This window comes from Flavobacterium psychraerolatum, from assembly GCF_025960985.1.
GTDB lineage: Bacteria > Bacteroidota > Bacteroidia > Flavobacteriales > Flavobacteriaceae > Flavobacterium.
In genome coordinates, this window is record NZ_JAOQMX010000002.1 from 105,204 (window position 1) to 120,855 (window position 15,652).

A 15,652-nucleotide genomic window follows, 5' to 3' on the forward strand; every position below is an offset into this window, starting at 1 on the left:
TCTTGGTCTTTTCGAAAAAAATATTATATGAAAATAAACATCGTCAATAAGTCTGAGCATGCCGTACCGAGTTATGAAACTATAGCTTCTGCCGGAATGGATTTAAGAGCCAATTTAACGGAGTCCATAACATTACAGCCATTAGCAAGAACAATCGTTAAAACTGGTCTTTTTATCGAATTACCGATAGGTTTTGAGGCTCAAGTACGTCCAAGAAGTGGTTTGGCTTTTAAAAACGGACTAACTGTACTCAATAGTCCTGGAACAATTGATGCCGACTACCGTGGTGAAATTGGTGTTATTTTAGTAAATTTATCCAGTGAGCCTTTTGTGATTAACAACGGAGAGCGTATTGCACAATTGATTATCGCTAAGCACGAACGAGCCGAATGGATCGAGGTATCAGTGCTTTCTGAAACATCCAGAGGTACAGGAGGATTTGGTAGCACAGGTGTGAAGTAAGTTTCTCATGTCCTTTCTCACAATTGTGAATTTTGTATCAAATAGTCTTTAGAATAAAATAAATATAAAATTAGAAATACACATTTGGGCACTTAGTGAAATCTTTGTGTCTTCGTGTTTACATAAAAAAAATACTATGAAAATAATAGTTCCTATGGCAGGACGTGGTTCTCGTCTTCGCCCACATTCTCTGACCGTACCAAAACCATTGATTCCAGTTGCAGGCAAACCAATTGTTCACCGTTTGGTGGAAGATATTGCCAAAATATTGAATGAACCAATTGATGAAATCGCTTTTATTTTAGGTGATCCAGCTTTCTTTGGTGATGATGTGGTGAAGAGTCTAGAAAAACTAGCAACCGATTTGGGAGCAAAAGCTTCAATTTACCGTCAAGATTTGCCTTTGGGTACAGGTCATGCGATTATGTGCGCCAAAGAATCTTTGTCTGGACCTGCTGTAATTGCATACGCTGATACATTGATTAGAGCTGATTTTGAATTAGATCCAACTGCTGATGCTGTGATCTGGGTGAAGCAAGTTGATGAACCAGAAGCTTATGGTGTAGTGAAGTTGAACGACAACTCTGAAATTGTTGAATTGGTCGAAAAACCAATGGAGTTCGTAAGTGACTTAGCCGTGATCGGTATTTACTATTTCAAAGAAGTAGGTGATTTGAAGAATGAATTGCAAAGCGTTTTGGATAATAATATACAAAATGGTGGCGAATACCAAATCAATGACGGTATCAAAGGAATGATGGCAAACGGAAAAGTTTTCAAAACCGGAAGTGTTGACGAATGGATGGATTGTGGTAATAAAAATGTTACGGTCGAAACCAACTCAAGAATGCTTGGTTTTCTTCAATCTGACGGAATAGAATTGGTGGCTGCGAATGTAAAGTTGGTGAACAGTACTATTATTCCTCCTTGTAATATTGCCGAAGATGTAGTATTAAACAATGCTACTGTTGGTCCAAATGTTTCCTTGGGTAAAGGATGTCATGTGAGTGATAGTACTATCAAAAACAGTTTGGTTCAAACGCATGCTCGTATCAAGAATGCCAATTTGGACAACGCCATGATTGGAAATCATGTGAGTTTTGATGGTAATTTTACAAGCATCAGTATTGGTGATTATTCAGTTTTAGAATAGTTTCTTTGATATAAAGTGCTTTGTTACTTAGTATAAAATTTTTATTTAACCATTAGAGTATTAAGTCAAAATACATTTTACATTTACTTGCTACTTTAATGGTTTTTATAGATTTTTTTTTAATTTTAAAAGAGTTTTAGCATGAAGTATACATCGGTTTTTATATTCTTGTTTTCTGTTTTGATGTGCAATTCCAGTTTGGTTTTGGCACAGTCAGAAGGGGAATACAAACTAACCGATAAGGACAAATTTCAAGATTATTTTTTTGAATCTTTAAAGCAAAAAGGGATTGAAAACTATGACAAAGCAATTGTCTCCTTAGAAAAATGCTTGAAGTTGGAGCCTGAAAATGCTACAATTCATTTCGAATTAGGTAAAAATTATTTAACACAAAAAAACTACAGTAATGCAATTCGTTCTTTCGAAAAGGCCAATCAGATTGACCCAACCAACAAGTGGTTTTTAATTGGTATTTATGATGTCAATTATGCAACCAAAGATTACTTGGGTGGCATTGTAACCATTAATAAACTGATCACTTTCGATGCAAAATTCAAAGAAGACTTAACTTCCTTGTACATGAATACGTCGCAATTTGATAAAGCCTTGGCTTTAATCAATGAGCTCAATGAAACTGTTGGTAAATCTGACCGCCGTGAAGCGTATAAAATCCAAATTTTATCTCAAGGTAAATTTCAAAGTTCAGAAATTGAAAATTTACTAACTCAAATAAAAAAATCACCTAAGGAAGAATCCAATTATGTATCTTTAATTTATTTGTATTCGAAGAATAATGCAATTGATAAAGTTCTAGAAACGGCACGTCAATTGGAAAAAGAAATTCCAACTTCGGTCTGGGCACAAGTAAGTTTATTCAAATACCATTTGGACAACAACGATGGAGACAAAGCCGTAAAAGCGATGAATCTTGCATTGGAAAGTGCCAAAGTAGATTTGAAAATTAAGCACCGAATGCTGAATGAGTTTTTACTTTTTGTAAACAATAATCCGCAGTACAGTGATGCTTTGGAGAAGGCAGTAGGATACTTTGACGCTGATCCAGATATAAATGTAGCCAAGGAATTGGGTAAGTTCTATCATGTCATAAAGCAGTTTGACAAAGCCATCAAGTACTATGAATTGGCCAATCAAAAGAGCGACAAGATTGATCTCGAAAATAATTTATTACTGCTTCAAGCCTATACAGATGACAAGCAATTTGAGGTAGTATTGAAAAAAGCATCCGAATTTGTAGATCTATACCCAAATCAACCACAGTTTTATTATTTCATGGGTATGGCATACAATCAGCTAGAACAATTTAAAAAAGCAAAAGACATGCTTGAAATGGGTATGGATTTTGTTGTAGAGGATAAAACATTAGAAATTAATTTTAATATTCAGCTAGGAGAAGCCTACAATGGGCTGGGAGATACCGTCAAAAAAGAATTGTATTTCTCCAAAGCCAATCAATTATTAAAGAAATAAACCAACAAATGAAAATTAAATCAGTTGTGAGAAGAGCCGTTTTTATAGGTGCAATTGCTAGTACAATGCTAGTGGTTTCTTGTAAATCCAAAAAAGCGTTAATTCAAAATACCGTTTCAGAGCCATTAAAGGCAATGAAAGCCAGTTCAATTATAGACAAGCATTATGAGAATCAAACTGATTTTGCTGCAGTTTATATCAAGTCCAATGTGCGATTTGATAACGGAAAACAAACCCAAAATGTAACTGCTGAAATTAGAATACAAAAAGATCAAAAAATCTTAGTGAGTATTCGATTTTTGGGTATTACAATGGCCAAAGCATTAATTACGCCAACCAAAGTAAGCTATTATGAGAAAATAAAAGGGACTTATTTTGAAGGTGATTTTAGTGGATTAAGCCAATGGCTAGGAACTGATTTGGATTATAATAAAGTGCAAAATATGTTGATGGGCGAGGCCTTGGACGATTTGAGAGTAGGGAAATACAACCAAACTCTTGAAGAACAATCATATAGATTGGACGACAAAGCCAATAATTCGACACAAAAAGCGTTCTTTATTGATGCCTCCAATTTTAAAATTAGAAAACAAGAGGTTATACAAAGTGATAAAGCTCGAAAAATCGAAATGGATTACGGAAATTATCAAAATTTTGACAAAAGAATTATCCCATTGCAATTGCATATCAATGCTACTCAAGAAAAAGGAAAAACAGAAATTGACCTAGAATATACTGACCTAAATTTCAGTGACGAACTTTCTTTTCCATATAGTGTCCCAAATGGCTACAAAAGAATTTTAATTAATTAAATTTGCACAAAAATATATTGTCAAGATGCCAAAGTTTATTTTAAGCCTAGTTTTTATTTGTATGACTTCTGTACTATGGAGTCAATCCTCTCAACAAGAAAAGTTAGAGCAACGCAAATCCCAAATTCAAAAAGAAATTCGGGATAATGAGAATATGTTGAAAGGTATAAAATCAAAAGAAAAGTCGGCTATGACTGTTTATTTGATTCAAAAAAACAAAATCAAACTAAAGGAAAGTTTGATCAATACTACGACCAAACAAACTAGATTATTAGCAGATGATATGTATCGCAATCAATTAAGATTGAATGCGTTAAACAAAGAGCTTAATGTTCTAAAAGTAGATTACTCCAAGAAGATTGTACAATCTTACAAAAGTAGGTCTGAGCAAAGTCGTGCGATGTTTATTTTATCATCAGAGAATTTTTTACAAGCTTTTAAAAGAGCGCAGTACCTAAAACAGTACACCAACTTTAGAAAAGCACAAGGGGAGGAGATCAAAGGCAAATCATTGGAATTAATAGCTATAAATAAAAAATTAAATGTCCAAAAAGTAGCCAAACAAAAATTATTGGCCGAAAACGTTAAAGATCGTTTATCACTTGTAAAAGAAAGAGTAGAGCAAGAAAAATTGGTAAACGAGATTAAGAAAGACAAAAACCGTATCGTATCCGACATTCGAAAAAAACAAAGTGAGTCCAAGAATATCGACCGTCAAATCGACCGTTTAATTCGTGAAGCAATCGCTGAAGCCAATAGAAAAGCTGCTGCAGAAAAAGCAAGAGCATTAGCTGCTGCTAAAGCCGCTGCCGCTGCCGAAAAAGCTGCCGCCGCTGCTTCTGCAAAATCTAATTGGTTGTCTCGAAAAACGACTCCCGCACCTACGCCCGAACCTGTGGTAGAGAAAGAACCCGTTGCAAAAGTCGAAGTATCGTCTTCTCGAATTGAGTTAACCCCAGAATCAAAATTAATTGCAGACAACTTTAAAGCCAATAGAGGTAAGTTACCTTGGCCTGTAGAAAAAGGTTTTGTTTCACTTGGGTATGGAGACCAAGCACATCCAATTTACAATACTTTGGTAGTTCATAACAGTGGTGTCGAAATCACAACTGAAGAAGGAGCCAATGCTAGAGCCGTTTTTGGAGGAGAAGTTGCCAGTATAATGATTTTATCACCAGTTAACAAGGCTGTAATGCTCCAACACGGAGATTACTTCACAGTGTATCAAAACCTAAGTTCGGTTTCTGTAAACAAAGGAGATAAGGTAAGCATAAAGCAAAGCCTTGGTCGCGTAAGAACTAGTGGAGAAACAGGAAAAACAGTGATTAAATTTTTATTATTACAAAATACTACCTATGCTAATCCGCAAGGATGGTTATCAAACATGTAATATTAATAAATAATAAATAATATAATAAAAAGCTTCTAGAACTATTGTTTTAGAAGCTTTTTTCATTTAATAAGTTTGCATCTAATAAAATAAAAATGATCTTATTTCAGCTGTAAATTATAGTGAAAGGCTGGTAGTTGGTTCATTAGAGCAAGATCTAGTCCTGTTGAATACTATATCTCTTATAAGTGATTTTATATTGCAATAGAATGCTATTTCTACTCTGTTAGAAAGTAAAAAGGATTTTTTAGAAAAAATATGATTTAATTATCATCATTCCTTTTAGCTTCTTTTCGTAAATAAAAAAGATAAAATGTAGCTAACAGCATCGCTAGAACGGCCTGAATCAAAACGGTAGTTTGAGCTCCTATGTAATGAGAAATACCGCCCACAAGTACACTTCCAATAGGCACTGTCGATGTTAATACCATTAAATAAATACTGATTACCCGACCTCTATATTCATTGTCTACATTAACTTGGACAATTGTGTTAGTAATGGTGCGTACAGACATCATCCCAAAAGAGGCCAATGTTAAAAAGAAAATAGCCAAAAAGTAATTGTTTGTTTGTGAAAAAAATAAAAGCCCGATACCAAACAAGAAACTGTTTTTTGCTAAAATTTTAGTCAAATTGGTTCCTTGCTTCAAAGAGGCTAAAAACATAGCTCCAAGAAACGCTCCTAGACCAATAAAGCCATCAATTACTCCTAATGTTGAGGCTGATCCCATAAAAATATCTTTTGCAAAAACAGGTGTTAATGTTGTAAAAGGTAGGACTAATAAACCCATAAGCCCAGTAAAAATAATAGCCGAAGCAATAATTCGGTTTCCTCTAATAAATGATAATGCATCAATAAATTCTTTTTTAATACTTTTATCTGCTTTGTGGTTTATCGCTTGTTTTGGAATTTTCATTAGTAATAAGGAGGTTAAAACAGCTATGAAACTTACAGCATTACTACCAAAGCAAACAGCATCGCCAAAGTGTTCCAAAACAAACCCCGCAATAGCAGGGCCAATTAATTTGGATAAATTAACCATTGATGAGTTTAGGGCCAATGCATTTGGTAGATCTGTTTTATCAACAATAAGTGCTAGTACTAGGGATTGTCGTGCAGGAGCATCAAATCCGTTAATTATGCCCAGCAATGCACTCAACCCAATAATCCACCAAACGATATTTTCCTTAAAAAAAATAACTGCTAGTGTCATTAAAATGGCTTGAAATAATGATATTATTTGAGTTATGAGTAGTATGGTATAGCGGTCATAACGATCGGCTACAATGCCGCCGTAAATGGAAAATAATGCCGTGGGGAATAAGGTTGCAAATACCGAAATTCCTAGCATTAATTTGGACTGTGTTATCGAATAAACTAACCAACTTACTGCAGTTTTTTGCATCCAAGTTCCTAACAGCGAAACGGCCTGTCCTGAGAAAAATAAGCTGAAATTTTTGTTTTTGAAGGAATTAAAAGTGGTAAGATTCATTGCTTATTATTTCCTAGGTCTATTTATAATAGGATAAAACAGAGATTAATTTGTTTTATCATGAGTGGAGTATTAATCTAGTACAAAAATTTTATAAAGATATATGCAAATTTAAACAAAAAAGAATTGAGCATTGTACTAAAGGATACTTAAATAAGTTAAGAATTAGTTGTTTAAATTGTTAAAAAAGGGAATATTTTTTTAATTATTAAGTCAATTTTTCCTTTGTTTTTTTATCATATTTTGATGTTGTACTTTATAAAGAAGTAAGTGTTTTAACTACCATAAAATTTTTTTTCCATCAATTTGATCAAAAAGGATAACTTTTTTTGAGGTGATGATACATTTGTTTATGAATCAAAAAGCTTTTATGTAGGACTATAGATTTAATATTTTTCTAAACTAGGGATAACAGGTTAGAGGATTGCTTTTGAATATTTTTTATATCTCTAAAAAAAAAATAGATAATACAAAAACAACATTTTTAGCATTAATCAAAATAATTATTCGATAGAAGTCTAGTACTAGTACAAAGGCTCTACTAATAAGAGAGTACTAACTTCTACTTATAATTTGTTGACTCCTAGATGTGATGAACCATCCTCTAAAATTTTACGTACAGAAGACCAAAAACTTAATAATGTACCTGAATTTCTATCTGAAAGTGATGAAAGCAATAAAAAATTAGTTATAAACAGTTTCATGTTTTTTTCATTTGGATTGTAGTATGCCATATTCCACTCCTCAAAATGCCTTTTATTTACTTTGTTTTCCCAAAGAAGAGTTATCGAATGATGCCTATTATCTTTTTTAATTCTTTCATACACCTCTAAAACATCTTTTTTCTCTCCTTCAAGTATTTGAACGAAATTATCGTTATGATAGATAAGGCAACCCGAAATATTTTTTGATGCATTAAACGCAATTGCTTCATCCAGTATATCATTTAAGTCTTTTAGCACTAAGCCTTTACTTGAAATGGAATGATAGTTTAATTGGTACATGTATAATTATTTTTTATAGAATTGCAATTTAGACATATTTCTGCAAAAACAATAGTTATTTCGGTATTGATGCTAACTGTTGTTGAAGTAATTTTATTATTGAAGATGCAAATGAATAATCGACCTTTGGGTTTACTTTTAATCTTTTATTTCCCACCCAGCATCTCCATTAGTTCTAAAGCATTTCGCGTTGTTTTAGCATTATCAAAAGTTAGCAGCAAGCGTAAACCAGCAGGAGTTTGTTTTTCTTTCATTTTGCAAATGCTCGTGTTTTTTTGTACAAACTGTAGTATATCTCTAAAACGGTTGGTTTGATAAAAATCGGACTGTTGATCAGAAACAAAATAGCAAATCATTTTTCCTTTCTTCATGACCAATTTTTCGATACCTAGTCCACTGGCAATCCATTTGATGCGAATGCTATTCATCAATGCTTTTGCTCTTGGCGGCATTGGACCAAAACGGTCTGTCAATTTGGTTTGGAAAACCTCCAATTCTTCTTCATTTTTTACAACAGCCAAATCATTGTATAAACTATAACGTTCTGAAACGTTATTAATATATTCGTCTGAAAATAACAATTCAAAATCGGTATCAATTTGGATGTCTTTGACGTACTCTTTGGTTTCGATATTATTATCTTCGGGATAAAGTTCTTTGAATTCATTTTCTTTTAACTCATCAATAGCTTCGTTTAGAATTTTCTGATACGTATCAAATCCAATTTCGTTGATAAAACCACTTTGTTCGCCACCTAGTAAGTCTCCTGCGCCACGAATTTCAAGATCCTTCATCGCAATATTAAATCCACTTCCTAGTTCATTAAACTGCTCCAATGCTTGTATACGCTTGCGTGCATCATCCGTCATAGATGAGTAGGGTGGACAGATGAAGTAGCAAAAAGCTTTTTTGTTGCTACGTCCCACGCGACCGCGCATTTGGTGCAAGTCTGAGAGTCCAAAATTATTGGCGTTGTTGATGAAAATGGTATTGGCATTGGGTACATCCAATCCACTTTCGATAATAGTGGTAGCTACAAGAACATCAAATTCACCGTTCATGAAGGCCAACATTAATTCTTCGAGTTTTTTACCCTCCATTTGACCATGTCCAATCCCAACTCTAGCATTGGGAACGAGTCGCTGAATCATACCCGCAATTTCTTTTATATTTTCGATTCGGTTGTTGATGAAAAAAACCTGTCCGTTACGTTGAATCTCATACGATATCGCATCGCGAATCATTTCTTCACCAAAACCTACAACATTGGTTTCTATTGGGTAGCGGTTGGGTGGAGGAGTTGTAATGACCGATAAATCTCGGGCAGCCATTAAGGAGAATTGCAATGTTCTCGGGATAGGCGTTGCCGTCAATGTTAAGGTATCGATATTGGCAGCCATAGTTTTGAGCTTGTCTTTGACATTAACTCCAAATTTTTGTTCTTCATCGACAATTAATAATCCTAAATCTTTAAAAACCACGTTTTTATTTACCAATTGATGTGTTCCAATAACGATATCCAATTTACCTTCTGCAAGTTGTTTTAGCGTTTCTGCTTTTTGCTTGGCTGTTCTAAAACGATTTAAATATCCTACACTTACTGGCATGTCTTTCAATCGCTCGGTAAAAGTTCGGTAATGTTGGTAAGCCAAGATAGTAGTTGGTACCAAAATAGCTACTTGCTTACTATTATCTACCGCTTTGAAGGCGGCACGAATCGCAACTTCGGTTTTTCCAAAACCTACATCACCACAAACCAATCGGTCCATTGGGCGGTCGCTTTCCATGTCGGCTTTGACTTCTTGAGTTGATTTATATTGATCGGGCGTGTCTTCATAAATGAATGAACTTTCCAGTTCGTTTTGCAAATAACTATCGGGAGCAAAAGCAAACCCTTTGTCCAAGCGCCTTTTGGCATATAGCTGAATCAAGTTGAAGGCTACATGCTTAACTCTGGCTTTAGTTTTTTGCTTTAAAACCTTCCAAGTGTTCGACCCTAACTTATATATCTTGGGTGGAGTTCCGTCTTTTCCACTATATTTTGAAATTTTGTGTAAGGAATGGATGCTCACATACACAATGTCGTTATCGGCATAGACGAGTTTGATGGCTTCTTGGGTTTTGCCTTCGACTTGAATTTTTTGCAAGCCACCAAATTTTCCAATTCCGTGGTCAATGTGCGTTACATAATCACCAACAGTCAAGGCGGTCAATTCTTTTAATGTAATATTCTGTTTTTTCGAATAGCCACTTTTGAGGTTGAATTTGTGGTAACGCTCAAAAATTTGGTGATCGGTATAACAAGCAATTTGGTTTTCAGTATCAATAAAACCTTGGTACAATGGTAAAACGATTGTATTGTATTGTTTTCGAATGTTCTCCGAGTTGGTTTCATCCAATGTCTCAAAAATATCATGAAAACGCTTCGCCTGATTATCATTCGAACAAAACAAATAATTGGTCAAGCCATTAAAATGATTTTCGCTCAAATTGTTCAACAGCAAATCAAATTGTTTGTTGAAAGAAGGCTGTGGCTGAATGTGGAATTCGAATTTTTCAGTCGCTTTAAATGTTGGTTTTGCAGCTAATTCGACAATAGAAAAATCCAAAGCCCTCTTAATAAATTCAGGTTGATTCAAGAACAATTGCTCTGGAGTCGAACGCTTTATTTCTTTATTTAATTTTTCGAAAGCTTCTTCGGCTTTGGCAAATTGTTTGTCGAGTTGTGATAGAAATCCTTCGGTATTTTGAAGGATTAAAATGGTTTTCTCTGAAATGTAATCCAAGAATGATTCTCGGTTTTCTTGAAACACTTTATTCTCCACATTGGGAATAATTGTAATTTTTGTTTTCTTTTCTATGGAAAGTTGCGTTGCTACATCAAAGGTACGCATGCTATCAACTTCATTTCCAAAAAACTCAATTCGATATGGATTATCATTCGAAAAAGAAAAAACATCTACAATTCCACCACGAACCGAAAATTCGCCTGGTTCTGTAATAAAATCGACTCTTTTAAATTCATAATCAAATAAAACTTCATTAATAAAATCAATCGAAATTTTGTCTCCAACTGAGATTTTTAAAGTGTTTTTGTCTAAGTCTTGACGAGTAACTACTTTTTCGAACAAAGCTTCGGGGTAGCTAACTATTATAGCGGGTTTCTTGCGTGAGTTGATGCGGTTGAGCACTTCGGCACGTAGCAAAACATTGGCATTATCGGTTTCATCCACTTGATAGGGACGACGGTACGAAGCAGGGTAAAACAAAACATCGGGTTCACCAACCATTTGTTCCAAGTCATTTAAGAAATAAGCAGCTTCTTCTTTAGTCTCTAAAATCAATAAAAAAGGTAGTGCTGTTTTTTTGAATAAAGCTTTAAGAGTAAAAGAAATTGAAGAGCCAATTAGCCCATGAAGGTGCATTTTTAGTTCCTTTTTTTCTTGTAATATTTTTGCAATTTGCACCATTTTGGGCAAATTATCGTATGTTTTGTATAGGGCTGATTTACTCAATTGTAATTACGTTATTTGGGCCAGTCGTAGGAATGGCTCTGGTGCTGTCCAACATTCGTTTTAAGTCGGCTTCGCCTTCTTCAACAGGGATTTTACTTTTTTCAACTGTTTTGTCCATTTCTCTTTGAAGAGTAGCCAATTCTCGATTGATTTCACTAATTAAAACAATAACTTTTTTGCTGGGGATATTGTCTAGATGAAGGTAGAGATCCATCATGCGTACTTTGGTAATCACTACAGCAATACGGCTTTTTATTTGAGGTTTATCGAATGCAATCGGAATATTTTTGTTTAAATTCATAGCTGCTTTAGAAATAGCAGTCGATTTTTGCTGAAAAGCTTCTATGGTTTTCTTTGGCTTCTTTGATAATTCAGCTAAAAAAAGACGAAATTCATTCCAGGTTTTTACAGTGCCTTCGGCCGTTTCATTGATCGGTGTATCATAAAAAACCCACCCTTTTTCAATTTGTAAAAAGATAATTTCTTTCTTGGCCATTTCTTTTTTATTTTCGGCTAATCGCTGTTGATTATCGTCTTTGCACGAAAAAAGTAAGACAACAGTACAAAGTAAACAAGATAGAATGTTTTTCATAAGAGACATAGTATTGCTTTTTTCCGGTCTTATGTGATTTGCAATACCATTTTGGTAGCGACCTTAATTTGGTCTTGCGTATTTCATAATTGGTTTAAAAAGAAGTACAAAGTTACAAACTAAAAAGAAATTTAGGAACGAATATTTAAAAGATTGCTTCTTTAATTTCAGGCTTATGGTAGCTTTATAATTTGTAGAATATGTTTTTTTACGCATAAAATAGTGTGCATGGCTTTAGTAATTTTTTAAGAATCCAATTTTGCTTTTATTTTCAATTAATTGAATAAAAACATAGGGTTTCTATTGAATAAGGATAAAAAATGGGTGTGGAAGTGTTATTTTAGATGTTTAGATACAACAGATAAACTAAGAGATACATAATTTAGTACCGTTGTTGCTATTTTTACAATTACTAACCTAGAATATAAAGTATGAAGAATATAATATTGAAAGTGATGTTTTGTTTATGTGCCATTTGGAATACAAATGCTCAAATAATTAATGTTTCCGATTATGGAATTAAACCAGGTAAAGACGTTAGCTTAGAAGTAAACCAATTGATAGCATCTTTGAACGGAAAGAAAAATGTAACCTTATTTTTTCCAAAAGGACAGTATGAATTTTATCCTGAGAATGCCGTTGCAAAATATCGTGCGGTTGCCAATCATGATAATAGCTTGAAACCTATGGCATTTCCATTATTTAATGTCGAAAATTTCACTTTGGACGGAAATGGCTCTACATTTATGTTTCATGGAAAAATTTGTCCAATTATTGTTGACGGATCAAAAAACACCACTTTAAAAAACTTTACCATTGATTGGGAAACACCTTTTATTCATGAATTAAAAGTGATAGAAAGCGATGCTAAAACCAATACATTTACAGCCAAAATCACACCTGAAAAATATGGTTTTGAAGTGAAAAACAACGAAATATTCTTTAACCATTATAATTGGCAAGATATAATTGGACAAAATATTGCTTTTGATCCAAACACAAAAGCACCTATTTGGGATACTCGAAATTATGCACTTAGAAACAGTGGAGCCAATATTAAAATTTCTAAAATTGATAATACAACGGCTAAGTTTACCAATAGTACCAAAGTAGCACCTCCCGTAGGAACGGTTATAGCCGTGTATGGAAGTAGCCCTGGTGGAAATCGTTTTGCACAAGCGATTCATATGGCTAATTCTAAAGATAACTTTATCGAAAATGTGACAATCTATGCGGCAGGAGGTATGGCTTTAATAGCTGAAAGATGTGAAAATATCAGCTTGGATAAATTAGTGGTGACTTCAAGACAAGATAGAGTAGCAGCCACAAGGGCAGATGCTACTCACTTTCTGGGCTGTAAAGGAGTGATAAAGATGGAAAACTGCCTTTTGGAACACATGCTTGATGATGGTATAAATGTACATGGTGCTTACGTAAACATGAATGAATACCGTGGAGAGAATACTTTTTTGTGTGAAATTAGCCATGTACAACAATGGGGTTTGACGTTTGCAGAAGCCGGTGATAAGGTTTTGATTACGTCTCGAGAAACCGTATTACCAATTTATGAAACGAAAGTAAAAGAAGTAAAGATTTTAAATGACAGACGCTTTTTGATTACGCTCGAAAATGTTCCAGAAATAATGCCTACAGGCCCGCTTTCTTTGGAAAACATTACTTGGTACCCCGATGTAATAATGAAAAATAATATTATTAGGGAAAACCGTGCGAGAGCAGCATTGATTACTACTAAAGGGAAAGTCTTAATTGAAAATAATTACTTTTCGTCTCAAATGCATGGAATTTTAATCGAAGGAGATAATAAATCCTGGTACGAGTCGGGTGGTGTAAGAGATGTTACTATTAATAATAATGTTTTTGATAACGTTGGTTATGGAGATGGTGAAGGTTACCCATTATTTGCAGCTCCTATGTTGACTGATAAACAACATTTGGGTGATGAGAAATACCATCAGAATATCCGATTTACCAATAATACAATCAAAAGTTTTAATGGTTTGTTGGTAAGTGCAACTTCTGTAAAAGGATTAGTTGTCGAAGGTAATACAGTTGAATTGAGCACAAAATATCCTGTTGGATCAACTTTACCGTCTATAGCATTGGATTATTGTGAAAATGTGGTGATTGAAAAAAATACTTTCAAAGGTTTTAATTGGCCATTGGTAATTAAAAAATCAGAGGAGATTAAAAATCTAAAAATCAAATCCAATAAAGGGTTGAAGGAAAAATAAGGTTATGATTAGTAAGTCTTGGTTGATTAACAAAAGCTGTCCAATTTTGGGTAGCTTTTGTTATTTTTACTACCAACCAAAATGAATTTTTATGTTTGAAAAGAAGTAGCTTTAATTGAAAATAAAAGAATTTATAAGTCACTTAAAAAGTTTCTCCACTATTAACATAAAAACTTTTTGAATGACGTCCCACTCCATACGAAGCTACGACATTTGTTTTAGTAACTTTATCAATCAAAAGACGTAAACCTACTCCCATCGCCGGTTGAATATATTCTAAAACATGAATATTTTTATCCCTGTTACTAGTGGATGTGAAATTGGTGAAAACCGTTCCACTCAACATTTGATTGCAGCTAATAGGAAAACGATATTCTGTTTCAAAATAGCATAAATTTTGACCTCGAAATAATCCTTGTGTATATCCTCTACCAGACCTACTATCCTGATCTCCACCAATTGCAGGTAAATTTAAATAAGGCAAATTTCCTTTAGTCAAAAACTGACCATAACTCCAAAACGCTAAAACATGTTGCTTGTTTGTTTTGCTTAAGGGAATATAATATTTAAACTCTGTAAATAAGACGGCACTTGGAGATCCATTTTTTCCAACTCCCAAATTTGTTTTGTAATTGACATTTGCAAACAATCCATGATTAGGATTGACTAAATTATCTCGTGAATCGTATATCAAATTTGCACTTATACCTTTTATGAAATATTTGTTAGTGTTAAAATGATGTGTACTATTATATACTTGGTGATAGGTGAGTTTATTATTGTCAATTTCCAGAGATTGATCTTTAATGTTCATGTATCCATCAAGATGAATTCCGCCTCCTAGAAATAAATTACTAGCGACTAAAACTGATGCAGTTTGATAAAATTTGACGTAGTCATATTTCATTGGTTGTGCAATTGATTCAATCGAAAAATGAGGTTCGCCAGATGGAATAATTTGTGTCCCTAAACCATAATTATCTTGTGAGAATTTATAATAACGCCAATCTCCCCACAAATAAAGTTTGTTATGATTTAGTAATAAGTTACTTTTTGCATCTATCAATATCTGTTTTTTTGTGGTGTAAGTTGCCATTAAAAAAGCGGAGGAATATTTATCCGTTGTCCGTTTTCCTTTGAAGGTATATTGCGTTATTGCTCCATAAATCAATCCATTTGCGGGTTGCACAAACAGAACAGGTAAAACCATTAAAAAACTACACTTTAACGGCTTGGCAACGGTTGAGGAATCTTTCTTTTTGAAAAATTCAGGAAAGGATTTTATGGGACAAAGAGCGGTAGTGTCATTTTCAATTTGTGCAAAAGAAAATTGACAAAACAGCAACAAGAAAGTCATTGAAAATAAAACTAACAATCTATTGCTATTCCTCATTTACAATCTATTTTATTTTATAAAGGAACAACTTTTAATAAAGGAAATAACTTTTTTTTATTTTTTATTTCCTTTATTAAGATTATAAACGTCTTTAT

11 protein-coding genes are annotated in these 15,652 nt (G+C 33.7%); 6 read left to right on the forward strand and 5 right to left on the reverse strand.

Annotated elements, in window-relative coordinates:
- Positions 1-27 precede the first annotated feature (27 nt).
- The 5 genes from dut (at position 28) to M2326_RS01500 (ending at position 5,305) form a co-directional block, all read left to right on the forward strand.
- On the forward strand, positions 28-462 hold the full coding sequence (gene dut, locus M2326_RS01480) for a dUTP diphosphatase (protein WP_264617784.1): 435 nt from the start codon (positions 28-30) through the stop codon (positions 460-462).
- A 136-nt stretch (positions 463-598) separates the two neighbouring features.
- Positions 599-1,615: a sugar phosphate nucleotidyltransferase gene (locus M2326_RS01485; RefSeq protein WP_264617785.1), complete on the forward strand. Its 1,017-nt coding sequence runs from the start codon at positions 599-601 to the stop codon at positions 1,613-1,615.
- A 141-nt stretch (positions 1,616-1,756) separates the two neighbouring features.
- Positions 1,757-3,103: a tetratricopeptide repeat protein gene (locus M2326_RS01490; protein WP_264617786.1), complete on the forward strand. Its 1,347-nt coding sequence runs from the start codon at positions 1,757-1,759 to the stop codon at positions 3,101-3,103.
- Positions 3,104-3,111: 8 nt separating this feature from the next.
- Entirely contained in the window at positions 3,112-3,915 is an 804-nt protein-coding gene (gene lolB1, locus M2326_RS01495; protein WP_264617787.1) for a lipoprotein insertase outer membrane protein LolB1, read from the forward strand.
- Positions 3,916-3,940: 25 nt separating this feature from the next.
- Positions 3,941-5,305, forward strand: a complete 1,365-nt coding sequence (locus tag M2326_RS01500) for a murein hydrolase activator EnvC family protein (RefSeq protein ID WP_264617788.1) — start codon at positions 3,941-3,943, stop codon at positions 5,303-5,305.
- A gap of 263 nt (positions 5,306-5,568) precedes the next feature.
- Here M2326_RS01500 and M2326_RS01505 read toward each other — a convergent pair whose 3' ends face one another.
- From M2326_RS01505 to M2326_RS01520, 4 genes are all read right to left on the reverse strand, one after another.
- Positions 5,569-6,798, reverse strand: coding sequence for an MFS transporter (locus M2326_RS01505; RefSeq protein WP_264617789.1), 1,230 nt, complete (start codon positions 6,796-6,798; stop codon positions 5,569-5,571).
- Positions 6,799-7,364: 566 nt separating this feature from the next.
- A complete protein-coding gene (locus M2326_RS01510; RefSeq protein ID WP_264617790.1) occupies positions 7,365-7,802 on the reverse strand; it encodes a BLUF domain-containing protein in 438 nt (145 codons plus the stop codon).
- A 146-nt stretch (positions 7,803-7,948) separates the two neighbouring features.
- Positions 7,949-11,272 carry a transcription-repair coupling factor gene (mfd, locus tag M2326_RS01515; protein ID WP_264617848.1) on the reverse strand — a complete coding sequence of 1,108 codons (3,324 nt, stop codon included), beginning with the start codon at positions 11,270-11,272 and terminating at the stop codon, positions 7,949-7,951.
- A 37-nt stretch (positions 11,273-11,309) separates the two neighbouring features.
- Positions 11,310-11,909, reverse strand: a complete 600-nt coding sequence (locus M2326_RS01520; protein ID WP_264617791.1) for a hypothetical protein — start codon at positions 11,907-11,909, stop codon at positions 11,310-11,312.
- 431 nt (positions 11,910-12,340) lie between these two features.
- Here M2326_RS01520 and M2326_RS01525 point away from each other — a divergent pair, with 431 nt between their 5' ends.
- Positions 12,341-14,161: an alpha-1,3-galactosidase-related protein gene (locus M2326_RS01525; protein ID WP_264617792.1), complete on the forward strand. Its 1,821-nt coding sequence runs from the start codon at positions 12,341-12,343 to the stop codon at positions 14,159-14,161.
- A gap of 142 nt (positions 14,162-14,303) precedes the next feature.
- Here the strand turns inward: M2326_RS01525 and M2326_RS01530 are convergent, their stop codons facing one another.
- The gene (locus M2326_RS01530) at positions 14,304-15,554 is read right to left on the reverse strand and encodes an outer membrane protein assembly factor (RefSeq protein WP_264617793.1); all 1,251 of its coding nucleotides are present in this window, start codon (positions 15,552-15,554) and stop codon (positions 14,304-14,306) included.
- Between the last annotated feature and the right edge of the window lie 98 nt (positions 15,555-15,652).